Annotated in this window: 12 protein-coding genes; 3 read left to right on the top strand and 9 right to left on the bottom strand. The window is 65.6% G+C overall.

What is annotated here, in order from left to right; translation table 11 throughout:
- Nucleotides 1-302: 302 nt before the first annotated feature.
- Nucleotides 303-1,871 (top strand): sensor domain-containing diguanylate cyclase, encoded by a 1,569-nt coding sequence (locus IFT58_RS07105; RefSeq protein WP_192082059.1) that lies wholly within the window; start codon nucleotides 303-305, stop codon nucleotides 1,869-1,871.
- A gap of 68 nt (nucleotides 1,872-1,939) precedes the next feature.
- Here the strand turns inward: IFT58_RS07105 and IFT58_RS07110 are convergent, their stop codons facing one another.
- From IFT58_RS07110 to IFT58_RS07150, 9 genes are all read right to left on the bottom strand, one after another.
- The gene (locus tag IFT58_RS07110) at nucleotides 1,940-2,809 is read right to left on the bottom strand and encodes an energy transducer TonB (RefSeq protein WP_249405617.1); all 870 of its coding nucleotides are present in this window, start codon (nucleotides 2,807-2,809) and stop codon (nucleotides 1,940-1,942) included.
- 77 nt (nucleotides 2,810-2,886) lie between these two features.
- A complete protein-coding gene (locus IFT58_RS07115; protein ID WP_192082061.1) occupies nucleotides 2,887-3,246 on the bottom strand; it encodes a hypothetical protein in 360 nt (119 codons plus the stop codon).
- An 86-nt stretch (nucleotides 3,247-3,332) separates the two neighbouring features.
- Nucleotides 3,333-5,063: a bifunctional isocitrate dehydrogenase kinase/phosphatase gene (aceK, locus tag IFT58_RS07120; protein ID WP_192094313.1), complete on the bottom strand. Its 1,731-nt coding sequence runs from the start codon at nucleotides 5,061-5,063 to the stop codon at nucleotides 3,333-3,335.
- Nucleotides 5,064-5,176: 113 nt separating this feature from the next.
- Entirely contained in the window at nucleotides 5,177-7,408 is a 2,232-nt protein-coding gene (locus IFT58_RS07125) for an NADP-dependent isocitrate dehydrogenase (protein ID WP_192094314.1), read from the bottom strand.
- 166 nt (nucleotides 7,409-7,574) lie between these two features.
- On the bottom strand, nucleotides 7,575-8,690 hold the full coding sequence (locus IFT58_RS07130; RefSeq protein ID WP_192094315.1) for a hypothetical protein: 1,116 nt from the start codon (nucleotides 8,688-8,690) through the stop codon (nucleotides 7,575-7,577).
- A 559-nt stretch (nucleotides 8,691-9,249) separates the two neighbouring features.
- The gene (locus IFT58_RS07135) at nucleotides 9,250-9,759 is read right to left on the bottom strand and encodes a hypothetical protein (RefSeq protein WP_192094316.1); all 510 of its coding nucleotides are present in this window, start codon (nucleotides 9,757-9,759) and stop codon (nucleotides 9,250-9,252) included.
- A 43-nt stretch (nucleotides 9,760-9,802) separates the two neighbouring features.
- The gene (locus tag IFT58_RS07140) at nucleotides 9,803-10,093 is read right to left on the bottom strand and encodes a LysM peptidoglycan-binding domain-containing protein (RefSeq protein ID WP_192094317.1); all 291 of its coding nucleotides are present in this window, start codon (nucleotides 10,091-10,093) and stop codon (nucleotides 9,803-9,805) included.
- Nucleotides 10,094-10,199: 106 nt separating this feature from the next.
- Nucleotides 10,200-11,018 carry an NADPH-dependent 7-cyano-7-deazaguanine reductase QueF gene (gene queF / locus IFT58_RS07145; protein ID WP_192094318.1) on the bottom strand — a complete coding sequence of 273 codons (819 nt, stop codon included), beginning with the start codon at nucleotides 11,016-11,018 and terminating at the stop codon, nucleotides 10,200-10,202.
- A gap of 838 nt (nucleotides 11,019-11,856) precedes the next feature.
- Nucleotides 11,857-13,176 carry a M20 family metallopeptidase gene (locus tag IFT58_RS07150; RefSeq protein ID WP_192082509.1) on the bottom strand — a complete coding sequence of 440 codons (1,320 nt, stop codon included), beginning with the start codon at nucleotides 13,174-13,176 and terminating at the stop codon, nucleotides 11,857-11,859.
- Nucleotides 13,177-13,360: 184 nt separating this feature from the next.
- Here IFT58_RS07150 and IFT58_RS07155 point away from each other — a divergent pair, with 184 nt between their 5' ends.
- Nucleotides 13,361-14,611 carry an efflux RND transporter periplasmic adaptor subunit gene (locus tag IFT58_RS07155; protein WP_192094319.1) on the top strand — a complete coding sequence of 417 codons (1,251 nt, stop codon included), beginning with the start codon at nucleotides 13,361-13,363 and terminating at the stop codon, nucleotides 14,609-14,611.
- Nucleotides 14,612-14,685: 74 nt separating this feature from the next.
- Nucleotides 14,686-17,931: an efflux RND transporter permease subunit gene (locus tag IFT58_RS07160; RefSeq protein WP_192094320.1), complete on the top strand. Its 3,246-nt coding sequence runs from the start codon at nucleotides 14,686-14,688 to the stop codon at nucleotides 17,929-17,931.
- The last annotated feature ends 13 nt before the right edge of the window (nucleotides 17,932-17,944 follow it).

Below are 17,944 nucleotides of genomic sequence, written 5' to 3' on the forward strand. Positions count from 1 at the left end.
CATGCTCGGCGGAGTGTGCCCGGCACCGCCACGCCTGACCTGCGCCGCGCACCCAGCTCGCCGTAGCGCCGAGCCATGCTCGGCGGAGTGTGTCCGGCACCGCCACGCCTGACACAGGCCGCGCTGCGCGCTCGCCGAGCATGGCTCGGCGCTACCCCCATCGCCTTGTCGCTTTCGGCGATAATGGCACCGCCATCCCCATCGAACCGTGCGCAGCCTGATGCGTGCGGGCGTTGTCCCGCGCTGTCGCTCAACCCGTTCCCCTCGGTTGGGCCAGCATCAGACAGGCCCGATCTGCCCGCATGCGCATCATCTCAAAACGCCTGAACCTGGGCTCGCTCATTCTTGCCCTGGCCCTGCTCAGCGCAGTGGTCGCGCTGGCCAATACCTTGATGGCCAGCTACCGCGTTCAGCGTGACCAGCTGATCAGCAATACCCTGGAAGCCAACCGGGTATACGCCAACAAGCTGGCCGAGACCACGCAGAATTTCATCCTCTCCTCGCAGCAGCAGCTGGCCTATACGGCCATGCTGCTCGGCCGGGCCGACATGGAGGCCCACCGTGCACAGGATGAGGCCAGTCGCCTGCAACTGCAGACCAACAGCTTCAACTCGGTACTGATCGTCAACGAAACCGGACTGGTGCTGGCAACCTCACCGCAGACGCTGCACCTGAAGGGCGACACCCTGCACAGCGTGGGCAACCAGATAGCGCTGGAGCGGCGCCAGCCGATGGTCAGTGATCCTTACGACTCCACCACCGGCAAGCTGCTGGTGGCCATGTCGCATCCGGTGTTCGATGCGAAGGGCACGTACCGGGGCTACGTCAGCGGCACGATCTACCTGCGCCAGCGCAGCATCCTGCAGAGCCTGCTGGGCACCCATTACTACCGCGACGGCTCCTACCTTTACGTGGTGGACCGTACCGGCCGCCTGCTGTATCACATCGACCCCGAACGCGTCGGCACTTACGCCCCCGGTAATCCGGTCATCGAGGCGGTATCGCGCGGGCAACGCGGTTCGGCGCAGATCCGCAACAGCCGGGGCGTGTCGATGCTGGCCGGCTATGCGCCGGTACCCGCCACCGGCTGGGGCGTGGTCGCGCAGCGTCCAACGGCAGCGACATTGCAGCCGCTGTCACAGCTGATGTCGGCGGTGATCTGGCGCGCCATCCCGCTGGGCGTGCTGTCGCTGCTGGTCACCTGGTGGTTCGCGCGGCGCATCTCGCTGCCCCTGTGGCAATTGGCGCGCAACGTGCAGGAAGGCGATACGCGCCTTGCAATCAGTGACGTCGGCAGCATCCGCGCATGGTACTTCGAAGTGGCTCAGTTGAAGCAGGCCGTGCTGTACAGCATCAACACGCTGCAGGACCGCATCGGCACGCTGAACCGCGCAAGCCGGACCGATCCCTTGACGGGCCTCTTGAACCGTCGCGGACTACAGCAGTCGCTGGAAAGCTGGAAGGTGCAGGGGCAGTCATTCGCGATCCTTGCCCTCGACATCGATCGGTTCAAGGCCATCAACGACAAGCACGGGCATGCCGTCGGCGACCAGGTCATCGGCCACATCGCCGAACAGATGCGACGCTACTCACGCGATGGCGACGTGCTGTGCCGCAACGGCGGCGAAGAGTTCCTGATGCTGCTGCCCACCACCGACGCCGAGCACGCCCTGGCGATCGCCGAGCGGCTGCGCCAGCAGATCGCCGCGACGGCGGTGGAAGCCGTCGGCCACGTCAGCGTGTCGGTCGGCGTCGCGCACTACCCGACCTTTGACGCTGATGCCGAGCAGGCCCTGCGCATGGCCGACAAGGCGCTGTACATGGCCAAGGAGCAGGGTCGCAACCGCAGCGTGGTCTACCCGTACCGGTAGCTGGGCGCGGTGCGGATCGATTCCGCACCGCTGCATGATCCGACACCAGGCCATCTGGACCGTGCGGCTCAGCCCAGCGGGGTCAACAAGCGGGGGCCTTTGTCTTCCCCACCCACCTTGTACACGCCACCGGCGACGAGCGTATCGGTCGCATCCGTCTCGCCTTCGCCTGCGGACAGCCACGGCGCCCGCGACTTCGGACCCGGTATGAAGGCCTGCCACTGACCGTAACGCGCGGACGATCCCTCGATGGAGTACTGCACTGGCACGCGCACGGTCCAGTAATCTTCCTGTACGTCGCTACCCGTGGTCGGTGGGCGGAACGTCCACTTGCGCGCCGCCAGCAGGGCGTTACGCTCCATCAGCGCGCGCAGGCTCTGCAACTGCCGCTCCGATCCCACCACGTGCATGTTCACCTGCTCCGCCACCACATCGGCCACCGTGCCATCGCGTGCCACACGCAGCAGCAGATTCACCACGCCGGCACCCCGCGCATTGAAAAGTGCCTGCGGATAGGCCGGCGGGTTCATGCGCAGAAAAGTTACCGTGTCAGTCGCCTTCGGGTCGTACTCTTCGAAGCTGGCGCTTTTCAGCACCACATTCATGCGCTGCTCGTCGGCACGCTCTGCCGCCAGGCGCAGGCTGACCGGGCTCTTGGCGCGAACCGCTTTGCCATCACGCAGCACCGGCTCGAAACGCCACTGAACGACCGTGCGTTTGACCAGATCCCTTATGTCCGCATCGACCTTGTCCTCATGGTCCAGCGTGAAGCCGTCTACCGAGCCGTCGGTCGCGATGCCGACGGTGCCAGTGAGGATCATGCTGCCTTCGATCTGCGCGCGCGCCGCGCGGGCGGACTGCGCCGGCGCCGTGTCGGGTACCAGCATGCCGCCGGTGCCGAGGGCCAATGCCATGCCAAGCAAAAGATTCGTACGCATCCTGACTGCTCCGTGTCGATGAGCGCAGAGGATAGCAAAGTGGTGCAGGCAAGCGAGTGACCCGACCCTCCACCCTTCTATGCGAGCTTTGCCACGTGATTCTCAACGGGCCTGTCGACCTTGAGGTGGCTGCAATGCTTGGCGCGATACGCCTGCTTGGACGCGATCTCGAGGTCCTGCTCGTAGTGCCGCAGCATCGGATCCCTCGCCTGCGCTGCGCGCTCGGCGGTTCCTGCCTGTTTGATCTTGTCAGACGGCTTTCCATCAGGCAGTTGGCAGAATGAGGTCTCTCCATTGCTGACCTGATGTGGCAGCACGGCGTTGGAAGCGGAGACCGGTCCACCCGAATCAACGCTGTGGATTTGGGCTGCGATGCCGCGGCTCATCGGCGCCGGAGCCCGCTGTGGGATGTTCTGTGCAATGGGATACAGGTTCACGCAGATCTCCGGTTCTGGATACAGGCTCGTATCGTGCCCTGCGCCAGCACGCGACGCTTGCAGCTTCCGGTCGTCTGATCGTGCTCTCAGGCCAAACGATGCGAGCTGCCATAGGGCGGCGTGTCGGGCAGCACACCGTCAGCAAACTGCTGCTGCAGGTCACGCCACCACGCCGGATCGAACAGGTGCCCGAAGTGCTCGCGCACCGCGGTCAACTCCAGGGCCGGCAGCCCCATGAAGGGCCCGAAACGCTGTGGAAACACATCCCGCGGTCCCACATGAAACCACGGCTCGTCGGACATCGCGTCTTCATCGTTGCGCGGCGTCGGCCAGTCGCGGAAAACGCAGTCGCTCACCAAGCACAGTTCGTCATAGTCGTAGAACACGGCACGACCGTGCCGTGACACGCCGAAGTTCTTCGGCAGCATGTCGCCGGGGAAGATATTGTTGCGCGCCATGTCGGTGATCGCCTGGGCATAGTCCAGCGCCGCTGCCCGGACACCGGTCGGCCCCTGTTCGCGCAGGTACAGGTTCAGCGGACGGAATCGCCGCTGCACATAACACAGCGCGATCTCCACCGTTTCATCATCCACCTGCACGCTCAATGCGCACTGTTCGCGCAGCTCCTGCAGCAGTGCCGGGGCGAAGCGCCTCGTCGGAAAGCGCAGGTGCCGATACGGCTGTGCGTCCAGCAGTCGGCCTACCCGGTCCAGGTTGAACACGAGTGCATACTTGTCTTCCACCTGCTGCCGCGACATGGCCTTCGGCCAGGCGAACCGGTCGCGGATCAGTTTGAACACCAACGGATAACTGGGCAGGGTGAACACGGCCATGACCATGCCAGGCGTGCCCTCGGCATGTACCAGCTGCTCGTTGGCCTGCTCCTGGAAATGACGGAAGAAGGTGCGGTAGCGCTCGGTCTTGCCCTGCTTGGCGCGTCCCAGCACCGTGTAGATCTCATCGATGGGCTTGCCAGGCAGCAGGCTGCGAAGGAACACCACTGCATCGCCCACAGTGGAGAGGTTGGCGTGGAAGTAGCTGCGCGACACCCCGAACAGATGGGCCACGTCGGCACGCCGGGTCAGTACGGCGTCTGCGCGCAGGCCTTGGCCATCGTTCACCAGCGCGATGATGCAGGGGGAGAAACGGTGCTCGCCGAAGACGCGGCCAACCAGATAGGCACGTCGTTCGCGGTAGAACACGGTATCCAGCAGTTCGATCCCGCGCACGGGATGCGTGCCCCAATGCGCCAGGTCGTCCTGCAGCCGTATCGATACAGCAGCAGCGCAGCGTAGCTGGTGGACATACGGCACACCGAAACGATAGTCGCCCAGCACGCGCATCAAGGCATCGGCCGGGCGATGTGCCGACACGGCATAGACGTGCCGCGCGACCGGATGGGTGATCGCATCGGAAGGTTCGACGTCGAGCGCGAGGAACTCCACCTGCCCATCCACGCCGCGTGTTGCAAACAGCCGGCGTGCGAGGGTGTTGTAGAAGGTTTTATACAGCTCGGCGTCGATCAGGGTGCTCAGCAACGACGTGTATCGCGCGTGCACCTGCAGCCACAGCGCGCGCTCGGCGATGGCATCGCCTGCGAGCAGACGCAGGGTCCCCATGCATGAGGCAATGCAGCGGTCATACAGCCCGATGCGCTCGACCGCGTCCTGCTGCGCGGCTTCCCACTGCCGCTGTTCGAAACGTCCTTTCGCGCGCGCCGTGATCGCAGCGAAGCCTGCGTGGTAGTCCTCGAAGCCATCACGGATGGCCGATGCCATGCGCTGGGCCAGCTCGGCGTCGATGTCGATCGGGGACATGGCAGGCTCGGTACCGGAGACGTGCCCACCTTACCCGGTCGCCGCTACCGTTGCCCGGATGCAGAAAGGCCCGCGCACTGCGCGGGCCTTTCCTTGCTACAACCGGTGGACGATCAGCCCTGCAGCTGTTCCAGCGCGGTGTTCAGCGTGGCACTGGGGCGCATGGCGGCGGCAACCTTCGCCAGGTCCGGGCGGTAGTAACCGCCGATGTCCACGGCCTTGCCCTGCACCGCGGCCAGCTCCTCGACGATCTTCGCCTCGTTTTCGGTGAGTGCCTTGGCCAGCGGAGCAAACTTCGCTTTCAGCGACGCATCTTCATCCTGCGCGGCCAGTGCCTGCGCCCAGTACAGGGTGAGGTAGAAGTGGCTGCCACGGTTGTCGATGCCACCCAGCTTGCGCGACGGCGACTTGTCGTTGTCCAGGAACTGGCCGTTGGCTTCGTCCAGCGCCTTGGCCAGCACGCGTGCCGCTGCGTTGTCGTAGCGGTTGCCGAGGTGTTCCAGCGAAGCGGCAAGCGCAAGGAACTCACCCAGCGAATCCCAGCGCAGGTAATCCTCTTCGACGAACTGCTGCACGTGCTTGGGGGCCGAACCACCGGCACCGGTCTCGAACAGGCCGCCGCCGGCCATCAGCGGGACGATGGACAGCATCTTCGCGCTGGTGCCCAGCTCCATGATCGGGAACAGATCGGTGAGGTAATCGCGCAGCACGTTGCCGGTCACCGAGATGGTGTCCTCGCCCTTGCGGATGCGGTCCAGCGAGAACGCCGTCGCTTCCACCGGCGTCAGGATGCGGATGTCCAGGCCCGTGGTGTCGTGGTCCTTGAGGTACGTCTCCACCTTGGCGATGACCTGGGCGTCGTGCGCGCGCGACGCGTCCAGCCAGAACACGGCGGGCGTGCCGCTCAAGCGCGCGCGCTCCACGGCCAGCTTCACCCAATCCTGGATCGGCGCGTCCTTGGTCTGGCACATGCGCCAGATGTCACCGGCCTGCACAGGGTGCTCGAACACCACCTTGCCGGTTTCGTCGGTGACCTTGACCACGCCGTCGGCGGCGATCTGGAAGGTCTTGTCATGCGAACCGTACTCTTCGGCCTTCTGTGCCATCAGGCCCACGTTCGGCACCGAGCCCATCTTCGCCGGATCGAATGCACCGTGGGTGCGGCAGTCATCAATCACCGCCTGGTAGACGCCCGCGTAGCAGCGGTCCGGAATGACCGCCTTGGTGTCCTGCAGCTTGCCCTCGGCATTCCACATCTTGCCGGAGTCGCGGATCATCGCCGGCATAGACGCATCGACGATGACATCGCTCGGCACGTGCAGGTTGGTGATGCCCTTGTCCGAGTTGACCATGGCCACGGCGGGGCGATGCGCGTACTCGGCTTTCAGATCGGCCTCGATGGCGGCGCGGGTGGCTTCCGGCAGCGACGGCAGACGTGCAGCCAGGTCACCAATGCCATTGTTGGCATCGAAGCCCGCCTGCTTCAGCACATCGCCATGCTTGGCCAGCACGTCCTTGTAGAACTCGTTGACTGCCACGCCGAACATGATCGGGTCGGAGACCTTCATCATGGTCGCCTTGAGGTGCAGCGAGAACAGCACGCCCTGTGCCTTGGCGTCTTCGATCTGCTCACCGATGAAGGCGGCCAGCGCCTTGCGGCTCATCACCGCAGCGTCGACGATCTCACCGGCCTTCACCGCCGTCTTTTCCTTCAGCACGGTCTCGCTGCCATCGGCTGCATGCAGCGTGATCTTCAGGCTGCCTGCGTCAGCCAGGGTGGCCGACTGCTCGCTGCCGTAGAAATCGCCCGACTCCATGTGCGCGACGTGCGACTTGGACTCGCTCGACCACGCGCCCATGCGGTGCGGATGCTTGCGCGCATAGTTCTTTACCGACAGCGGGGCGCGACGGTCCGAGTTGCCTTCGCGCAGCACCGGATTGACCGCGCTGCCCTTGACCTTGTCGTAGCGCGCCTTGATCTCGCGCTGCGCGTCGTCAGCGGGGCTTTCCGGGTAATCCGGCAATGCGAAGCCCTGCTGCTGTAGTTCGGTGATGGCCGCTTTCAGCTGGGGCACCGAAGCGGAGATGTTCGGCAGCTTGATGATGTTCGCTTCCGGGGTGGTGGCCAGCTTGCCCAGTTCGGCCAGGTCGTCGTTGACCTTCTGGTCGTCTTTCAGCCGCTCCGGGAACAGCGACAGGATGCGGCCGGACAGCGAAATGTCGCGCGTTTCCACCGCGATACCGGCGGTGGCGGTGAATGCACTGACGACCGGCAACAGCGACTGGGTCGCCAGGAACGGGGCTTCATCGGTCAGCGTATAGAGGATCTTGGGCGTATTCGACATGGGGGATCAGGACTCTTTGCGGATCTCAGGGGAAGGCCGGCGCCAGCGCCGGACCACGTGCAACCGTGTCGTGCACAGGGCGCGGAGCCCTGGCGGGGTAACCCCTGCATTGTCCCCATTTCCAGCGTGCGGGGCAAAGTTCCGCCATACGTAAAGGTATGCAGGTTTACTTGAAAGCAGACTCGCGCGCTACAGGCCGTTGCCCCCGGGATCGGGGCGCGTAATGCCTCAACCATAAGCTGTTCAGTAGTTGGCGCCGCAGCAGGCCGCTGTCATCTTCCGCCATCGTGTTGGCCTTCTCAGCGGGGGTAATGCCGTCGGCCAGCAATGTTTCAACCCGGGCCACGTGGCAGCGTTGCCTTAGAAAACCTTGGGCGCAACGGCTGAGCTGAAGCGCTTCGATCACACCGTCCAGCGCTTTTCCATCGGCCAACCGGGGAATGGCCAGGGTGTCCACTACCAGACGCTCGAGCTTCCCATCGGCGCCGCCGGGAAGTCGCAACGCGCTGATTACGCTGCGGCATCCGTCACCACGCTTTACCCGCTCCAATCCTTCAGTCACTGCAACGATACAACTTAGGTGATCCTCGCCATGCATATCCAGGGCGAGCTCCTCTGCGAGGTCCCACCACGCCTGGCCAAGGCGCAGGGGGAGCCTGGCATCCACCAAGGCTTTCTGCAGGGCGGTCCGTCCTCCCACACCCAGCTCGAAGGCGTCGGACACCGGCCTCCATCCCTCACCCTGCAGGACACGTGCAAGGCACGGCCCACGTGCGGCGGCCTCGTGCAGAATGCTCCGCAGAGCGGGGGGATCACTCAACCCAAGCCGCGCCATGACATTCCGCCAGGGCTGACCTCGCTGGACCAGCCGCGCGCCGACCGTTCTGGCCACCACACTCAGCAGGTACCTGTTGAAGTTGGGCAGGCCAAGGGTCGCGCGCACCTCGCTCCATTCCACCCCGTCACGCAGGGCCGCAGTGGCCGTCCCTTCCAGCACCCGGCGCAGTACGCTCTCTTGCGCGTCGTCCTTCAGCCTCAGCAGCTCGACCACGTTCCGATAGGTGTCGCCTTGATCGATCACACGCACGGCCACCTCGACCTCCACGCGCTCAAGTTCCTCCCGGGCAGCCCGCCAGAGATAGGTCGATCCTGGGCCGGTGCCTGCTTTCAGGCATCGCCACGTCGCGGCCGCCACGCTTTGCCAGAGGCTGCTATCGCAAGCCACGCCCGCTTGCGATAGCGCATGCGGCGGGAAGGTGCCCTGCGCCAACAGGAGGTTCACCCGTTGTCTGGCCGCGAGCATCTCCAATGACGGCACCGTTGCTGCGGGGTCCGGCAGTCGTCGACCCTCGCGCAGCGCGGCGCGGCAGCACGCCTCCAGCGGTGCCGCGCTGACTCCTGGCACCGCGGGGCAGACGACTTCTTCGGCACGGCACTGACTCTGTGCCCTTATGGACATTTCCCTGCACAGCTGGTTTCGAATCCGCACGACATCTATAGGACAATCGGGGCGATTGCTCAGCTGAAGGAGTTCCCCGAAAGAAGTCCGGCATCGCCGTACACGACCGGCGGTGCCCGGAATCCCCGGAATCCCCTTTGAAAAGAAGGCGGGGGTGGGTTTTGCAACCATTGCTACAAGCGGCTTGATCGCCATCCGTGCCAGATGTGGATGACGATGCTAGTAGAGGCGCTGACCAATGGCTTCCAGCCATCGCGCAGCGCCACGCCGCGCGCTCGGCCCTGCCGACGACAGGGCGCCGGTCGGGCAAAAAAAAAGACGCAGCCTCGCGGCTGCGTCCATCGTGAGTCCACTACCGGGAGAGAGTCGGTAATGCGTGGACTTACTTGACCTCGAACTCCTGCGGGGTACCTGCCGCCTTGCCGTCCACCATGACTTCCGCACGGTACTTGCCGGCCGGCCAACCATTGGCGTTCTTGAAGCTGATGTTGGTGGTCTCGGCGCCGCTGGTGTTCAGCGTTGCGCTCTGCTCACCGGCCACCTGACCATCCTGGAAGGTCAGCTTGGCGCCCACGTTGGCATTGTTCGCGGTTCCGTCGGTACGAACCGAGACGATGATCTCGTCTTTGGGTGCGAACAGCGCTGCAGTTGCAACGGATTTATCCGCCGCAGCCGTTTTGCCAACAGTTACCGAAGCAACATTCACCGAAGCCGCTTCGGCCATCGGCGGCGGTGCGCCGGTCATCGGGGCCGGTGCGGTAGCGGGTGCGGTTTCGGCCGCCGGGGTGGCGGTGGTATCGACTGCAGGCTCGTTCTTCTTGCAGCCAACCAAGGCGACGCTGCCAAGCAGTGCGACAAGCAGGCCATTACGAAGCGTGTGGGTACAGGTCATAGGGTTTCCTCCAAGGGGTACGGCGATAACGCGGAATGTCGTTTTACTTCGGCGGCAACTTCAGTACCTGGCCCGGCTTGATCTTGTCCGGGTCATCAAGCTGGTCACGGTTTGCTTCATAGATCTTGTTCCAAGCGTTCGCGCTGCCCAGATGGTCTTTCGCGATCTTCGACAGCGTGTCGCCTGCCGCGACGGTGTAAGTGCCACCCACGACCTCGGCGGTGCTGTCGACAGAGGACGAAACGCCGGAGAAATCGGCCTTCGGGACTTGGTCTGCCGTGCTGTCCACCTTGGCGCTGACACCGGAGAAATCGGCTTTCTTCTCGGTACTCATCAACACACTCCCGTCTGCATGACTACGTGGCAAGCACGTTCGCACACAGGTTGTTAAATAGGGATGGTTTTCGCGTGAAGCCTGTGCCGCCCGGAGGCATGCGCCGTTACTGGCGCTGCTCCCGGTAGGTCGTTGCCGGCGTCGCGATGCCGTGGCTGGCCCGCCACGGATTGATGTCCAGGCCGCCGCGGCGGGTGTAGCGTGCTTCCACTTCCAGCCACTGCGGGTCGCAGCGCTGGCTGACCTCGCTGAAGATCCGCTCCACGCACTGTTCGTGGAATTCGGCATGCTCGCGGTAGCTGACCAGATAGCGGAGCAGGCCGCTGCGGTCGATCTTCGGCCCGTGATAGCGCACGCTCACCGTCGCCCAGTCGGGTTGGCCGGTGACGGGGCAGTTGGACTTCAGCAGTGCCGACACCAGGGTTTCCTCGACCACCTGTGACGCATCGGCCAGCAGATAATCCGCGCGCGGCGGTCCATAGCAGTCGATATCCACGTCCAGCCCATCAATGCTGTCGCCCAGTGGCACCTCGCGCAGCGGCGGCAGGCCGAAGCGGACGTCTACCGGTGCACCGGCGCAGGCGGACAGGTCGGTGGCGATACACGCACGCAGGTCCTCTGCGGTATTGAAGCGGGCACTGTTGAGTGAATTGAGATAGAGCTTGAACGACTTCGATTCCACCAGGCTGGGCGAGGTGCACGGCACCTGCACCGTAGCGACGGCGACGCAGGGTTTGCCCCGGCCATCCAGCCAGCCGAGTTCAAAGGCGTGCCAGCGGTCATGGCCGACGAACGGCAGCGTCGCCGCGTCGAGGCCGATCTCGGCGCGTGCCGCCGCGCGGGGGATGGGGAACAGCAGGCCGGGGTCGTACTGCGATGGGTAACTGACCTCGCGACCGAGGCTGGAATCCTGGGGGGTATTCATGGCGCTCATTGTAAATGAGCGGGTCGAACGGGTGAGACCCCCTCGCGGCGGGCTGCTGCGAAAAGCGGATTACGTGCTTGGGGCCGGGCGGTGGGGCGGGACGGGGGACGGCAAGAGCCGCATCCATGCGGGCCTCGTTTCGTGCCATCCATGGCACTCAACGCCCCCGCTCCGCCCCACCGCCCGGCCCCCTGACAGGTTCCGTGGCCGCCCGCCGCGTAATAAAAAAAGAAAAGCGGTAGCGCCGACCCATGGTCGGCGAGCGCAGCGGGCTCTTGGCGGGGACCCTCCGCCGACCATGGGTCGGCGCTACCGCAGGCCCCGTTGACCCGTCGGGTGGAGGGAGCCCCTGAGTCAGGGGCGGCCGCGAAGCGGCGGGGGTGTGGGTGCTGGTGAGACGGGGCCCGCGGTTTGCGAAGCAAAGCGTGGGAGCGGCAGCGCGAATGCGATGACGTGGCCCCGCCATCCATGGCACTCAACGCCCCCGCCCCACCGCCCGGCCCCTGACAAGTTCCGTGGCCGCCCGCCGCGTAATAAAGAAGAGAAAAGCGGTAGCGCCGACCCATGGTCGGCGAGCGCAGCGGGCTCTTGGCGGGGACCCTCCGCCGACCATGGGTCGGCGCTACCGACGTCGGCATGCCCAACGTTTCCGTGACCGCCATGGACCTGTCGAAGGTGGGACGGGGTGGGTTGGCGGGAACGCTCATCCGCATGGATGCGGATGGCGAGCCTCCATGGACGGATTCACGGCGATTCCCGCCAACCCACCCCGTCCCGCCCACAGGCAGCCCTGCAGCTGTTGCTGTGGGTTCAAAAAGCAGGACCCCAGCAGACCCACTCAGGCCTCGGCTGGCGCACCGTTCAGGTAATCCAGGCTCACCTGCAGCAACGCGCGCAACCCGACGTCCAAGGCCTTTTCATCCAGCAGGAACTTGGGCGAATGGTTGGCCGGCGCCTTGGCCGGGTCGATCCCTTCGCTGGTGGAACCGACGAAGAAGAACATCGCCGGTACTTCCTTGGCGAACAGCGAGAAGTCCTCCGCGCCCATCTGCAGCGGCGGCTCGTACACGTTGTCCGCGCCCACCACCGCCTGCAGGCTTGGCAGCATGCGGGCGGTCAGGGCCGGGTCGTTCACTGTCGCCGGGTTGCCTTCCGCTTCGTAGATTTCGGTCACCGCCGTGGCGCCATGTGCGGCCGTGGTGTGCTCGGCGACGTTGCGCAGGTCGGCGAAGATCTGCTGGCGCATGCCCTCGTCGAAGGTGCGGATGGTACCCACCATCTCCACCTCGTCCGGGATGATGTTGTAACGGATGCCGCCGTTGATCGCACCGAAGGTGACCACCGCCGGCTGCTGCGCCAGGTTCGTACGGCGGCTGACGATGGTCTGCGCGGTGCCGATCAGGTCAGCCGTGGCCACGATCGGGTCCACCCCGTTCCACGGCGCCGAGCCGTGGGTCTGGCGGCCGATCACCTTGATGCCGAAGCGATCGGAGGCCGCCATCAGCGGGCCACCGCGTACGGCGATCTTGCCCGCCTGCACGCTGGAGAACACGTGCAGGCCGAAGATTGCTTCGGGCTTGAAATCGGCGAACACGCCTTCTTTCAGCATCAGGGCCGCACCGCCCTCTTCCGGCGGCGGGGCGCCCTCTTCCGAGGGCTGGAAGATCAGCATCACCTGGCCCGGCAGGTCCTTCCGCATCGCCACCAGGGCCTCCGCCACGCCCAGCAGGGTCGCGGTATGCGCGTCGTGGCCACAGGCATGCATCACCCCGACGGTCTGCCCGCGGTACGTGCTGGTCGCCTTGGACGCGAACGGCAGCCCGGTCTGCTCGGTGACCGGCAGCGCATCCATGTCGGCACGCAGGGCGATTTTCGGGCCCGGCTTGCCGCCTTCGATGATCGCCACCACGCCGTGGTGGGCAATGCCGGTCTTCGGCTTCAGGCCCATCGCGCGCAGCCGCTTGGCGACCTCTGCGGAGGTCCGCTCTTCGCGGTTGGACAGCTCCGGATGCGCGTGGAAATCACGGCGCCACTCCACCACCTGGGCCTGCAGTTTCTGCGCAGCAGCGGCGACTTCGGGGCGCTCGGCGGACTGCGCATGGGCGAGCACCGGCAGGGCCAGCAACAGGGCGGATGACAGCAGCGCGCGACGGGGCATCGGGATCTCCACGGTAGGGTTGCGGTTGAATGTAGGCCAAGCTGTCGCTTTCGGGAACCTTTGGCTCCTGGCAGGGTCGGAGCATCCGGCCCTTTTGGCATGCAGGCACTGACACGGCCCACAGGTATGCTTGGCACCTTGCCAGCCGGGCGTTCGCCCGGCCCAGCCCCCAGGAGTGATTGGAATGTCGCGTTTGTGGAAGATCGTGCTGCTGGTGGCGGCAGTGTTGGTGGTCGTGTTCGTCGGCCTGCGCTTCATGGGCGGCGGCAAGGAGGCGTCTGCCGGCGACGCCGCTGCGGCGGGTGAGCGCGGCGAGCGGGGCGGCCCCCCGGCCGACACCGGCCCGGTGCCGGTGACCGTGGTGGAAGCCCAGCGCCAGGACGTGCCGGTGTACGCCAGTGCCCTCGGTACGGTGAGCGCGATGAACACCGTCACTGTCAGCCCGCAGATCGGCGGCCAACTGATGAGCCTCAATTTCCGCGAAGGCGAGGAAGTGAAGAAGGGCGACGTGCTGGCGGTGATCGATCCGCGCACCGCGCAGGCCAGCTATGACGAAGCCGCGGCCGCCAAACGCCAGAACCAGGCCCAGCTGGCGACCGCACGCTCCAATTTCCAGCGCTCCAGTGCGCCGGAATATCAGCAGTACGTAGCGAAGACCGACCTGGATACGCAGCGCAACCAGGTGGCCCAGTTCGAAAGTACCGTGGCGGCCAATGAGGCCAGCATGCGCGCCGCGCAGGTCCAGCTGCAGTACACCAAGGTCACCGCCCCGATCACCGGCGTGGCCGGCATCCGCGCCGTCGACGCCGGCAACGTGGTCAGTGCCGGCACGGCGCTGGTCACCCTGACCCAGGTCCATCCGATCCACGTGGTGTTCAACCTGCCCGAGCGCCAGCTCGGTGACGTGCGTACCGCGCAGCAGGCGGGTGCCGTGCAGATCGCCGCGCTTGATCGCACCGATGCCCATGTGATCAGCGGCGACGGCACCCTGGATGTGGTCGACAACCTGATCAGCAGCGACAGCGGCACGTTCCGCGCGCGTGCCCTGTTCGCCAACCAGGACAACATCCTGTGGCCGGGTCAGTTCGTCAACGTCCGCCTGCAGCTTCGCACCATCGGTGGCGGCATCGTCATTCCCACCCAGGCGGTGATGCGCGGGCCTGATGGCGAGTACGTCTATGTGGTGCAGGCGGACAACACGGTGAAGATGCAGACCGTGCGCAGCGGCGTGGAAGTGGGCGACAGCCATGTGCAGGTCACCGAAGGCCTGAAGGGCGGCGAGCGGGTGGTCAGCGAAGGCCAGTTCCGGCTCAAGCCCGGTGCCAAGGTCAACGCACTCAAGCCGGGCGAAACCCCGGCAGCACCGACCGAAGCCGAACTCAAGGCCGCACAGCAGCAGAACGGCGGTCGCCGTCCCGGTGGCGGCCCGCGCTGATCGCGGCCCCGCCTGATTCATCGGTGCCGGCACCTCTGCCGGCATCGTCATGACGTCCCAGCAAGGATCTGCCCGTGGGCTTTTCGACCCTTTTCATCCGTCGCCCGATCGCCACCTCATTGCTGATGGCGGGGCTGCTGCTGCTCGGCATCCTCGGTTACCGCCAGCTGCCCGTGTCGGCACTGCCGGAGATCGATGCACCCAGCCTGGTGGTGACCACCCAGTACCCGGGCGCCAACGCCACGACCATGGCGTCGCTGGTCACCACGCCGCTGGAGCGCCAGTTCGGGCAGATCTCCGGGCTGGAACTGATGACGTCCGATTCGTCGGCGGGGCTGTCCACGATCATCCTGCAGTTCTCGATGGAACGGGACATCGACATCGCCGCGCAGGACGTGCAGGCCGCCATCCGCCAGGCCACCCTGCCCTCCTCACTGCCCTACCAGCCGGTCTACAACCGGGTGAATCCGGCCGATGCGGCCATCGTCACGCTGAAGCTGACCTCCGATACGCGCCCGCTGCGTGAGGTCAACAACTACGCTGACTCGATCCTCGCCCAGCGCCTGTCGCAGGTGCAGGGCGTCGGCCTGGTGTCGATCGCCGGCAACGTGCGCCCGGCCGTCCGCATCCAGGTCAACCCGGCACAGCTGTCCAACATGGGACTGACCCTGGAGAACCTGCGCAGTGCGCTGACCCAGGCCAACGTCAGCGCACCGAAGGGGTCGCTCAATGGCAAGACCCAGTCCTACAGCATCGGCACCAACGACCAGCTGACCAGTGCCGCCGAGTACCGCGACACCATCATCAGCTACCGCAATGGCGCGCCGGTGCGCCTGTCCGACGTCGCCAACGTGGTCGATGGCGTAGAGAACGACCAGCTGGCGGCCTGGGCCGACGGCAAGCCAGCGGTGCTGCTGGAAGTGAGGCGCCAACCCGGCGCGAACATCGTGCAGACCGTCGAACGCGTGCGTGCGCTGCTGCCGCAGCTGCAGGGCGTGCTGCCCGCCGACGTACACCTGGAGATCTTCTCCGACCGCACTGAAACCATCCGTGCGTCGGTGCATGAGGTGCAGTTCACCCTGATCCTGACCATCGGCCTGGTGGTCGCGGTGATCTTCCTGTTCCTGCGCCGCCTGTGGGCCACGATCATTCCCTCGGTCGCGGTACCGCTGTCGCTTGCCGGCACCTTCGCGGTGATGGCCTTCGCCGGCATGTCGCTGGACAACCTTTCGCTGATGGCCCTCGTGGTGGCCACCGGCTTCGTCGTGGACGATGCGATCGTGATGATCGAGAACATCGTCCGCTACATCGAGCAGGGCAAGAGTGGCAAGGAAGCCGCAGAGATCGGCGCGCGCCAGATCGGCTTCACCGTGCTGTCGCTGACCGTGTCGCTGGTCGCGGTGTTCCTGCCGCTGCTGCTGATGCCCGGCGTCACCGGCCGGTTGTTCCATGAGTTCGCCTGGGTGCTGAGCATCGCGGTCACGCTGTCGATGCTGATCTCGCTGACCCTGACCCCGATGATGTGCGCCTACCTGCTCAAGCCGGACGAACTGCCGGAAGGCGAAGACGCGCACGAACGCGCGGCCGCGGCCGGCAAGCAGAACGTATGGTCCCGCACCGTGGGCCTGTACGAGCGCAGCCTGGACTGGGTGCTGGCCCACCAGCCGATCACCCTGGCAGTGGCCGGCGCGGCACTGGTGTTGACGGTGGTGCTGTACATCCTGATCCCGAAGGGTCTGTTGCCTGACCAGGACACTGGCATGATCACCGCCGTGGTGCAGGCCGACCAGAACGTCGCCTTCCCGCAGATGGAACAGCGCACCAAGGCCGTGGCCGAGGCGCTGCGCCAGGATCCGGACGTGACCGGTGTATCGGCCTTCATCGGCGCCGGCTCGATGAACCCCACGCTCAACCAGGGCCAGCTGTCGATCGTGCTGAAGGAACGGGGTGAGCGCGATGGCATGGCGGTGATCCTGCCGCGCCTGCAGGACGCGGTGAAGAACATTCCCGGCATCGCGCTGTACCTGAAGCCCGTGCAGGACGTGACCCTGGATACCCGCGTCGCGGCGACCGATTACCAGTTCGTGCTGTCGGACGTACAGGCCGACGAAGTGGCGGCCCATGCGCTGCGGATGACTGAAGCGCTGCGCAAACGGCCCGAGCTGGCCGACGTGGACAACAACCTGTCCAACCAGGGGCGCGCGCTGGAGCTGACCATCGACCGCGACAAGGCCAGCGTGCTCGGCGTGCCGATGCAGACCATCGACGACACGCTTTACGATGCGTTCGGCCAGCGCCAGATCTCCACCATCTTCACCGAGCTCAACCAGTACCGCGTGGTGCTGGAAGTCGCGCCGGAGTTCCGTACCAGCACCGCCCTGATGGAACAGCTGGCCGTCGCGTCCAATGGCACCGGTGCACTGACTGGCACCAACGCCACCAGCTTCGGCCAGGTCACCTCGTCCAATTCGTCCACGGCCACCGGCATCGGCAACCAGAACACCGGCATCACCGTGGGCGGCGGCGGCATCATTCCGCTGTCCGCGCTGGCCGACAGCAAGGTCACCAGTGCCCCGTTGCTGGTCAGCCACCAGCAGCAGCTGCCGGCGGTCACCATCTCGTTCAACGTGGCCAGCGGGTACTCGCTGTCCGCCGCAGTGAAGGCCATTGAAGAAACCCAGGCCGAACTGAAGTTGCCCTCGCAGGTGCATGCACAGTTCATCGGCAAGGCCGCGGAGTTCACCGGCAGCCAGACCGACGTGGTGTGGTTGCTGCTGGCGTCGCTGGTCGTGATCTACATCGTGCTGGGCGTGCTGTATGAAAGCTACATCCACCCCATCACCATCATCTCCACCCTGCCCCCGGCGGGCGTGGGCGCGCTGCTCGCCCTGATGCTGAGCGGCCTCAGCCTGTCGGTGGACGGCATCGTCGGCATCGTGCTGCTGATCGGCATCGTCAAGAAGAACGGCATCATGATGGTCGACTTCGCCATCGAGGCGCGTCGCACCGGCGCCAACGCGCATGAGGCGATCCGTCGGGCGTGCCTGCTGCGCTTCCGCCCGATCATGATGACCACCGCTGCCGCCATGCTCGGCGCCTTGCCCCTCGCGCTGGGTACCGGCATCGGTTCGGAGCTGCGTCGTCCGCTGGGTATCGCCATCGTCGGCGGCCTGCTGCTGTCGCAGCTGGTGACCCTGTACACCACGCCGGTGATCTACCTCTACATGGAACGGTTCTCCGACTGGACCGCACGGCGTCGCGAGCAGCGCGCACTGCGTCGTGGCGATCGCCATCCCCCGGCGCAGGAGCCGCAGGCGTGAGTGCAACGACGCG

This window comes from Stenotrophomonas sp. CFBP 13718 (assembly GCF_014842145.1).
Classification (GTDB): domain Bacteria; phylum Pseudomonadota; class Gammaproteobacteria; order Xanthomonadales; family Xanthomonadaceae; genus Stenotrophomonas.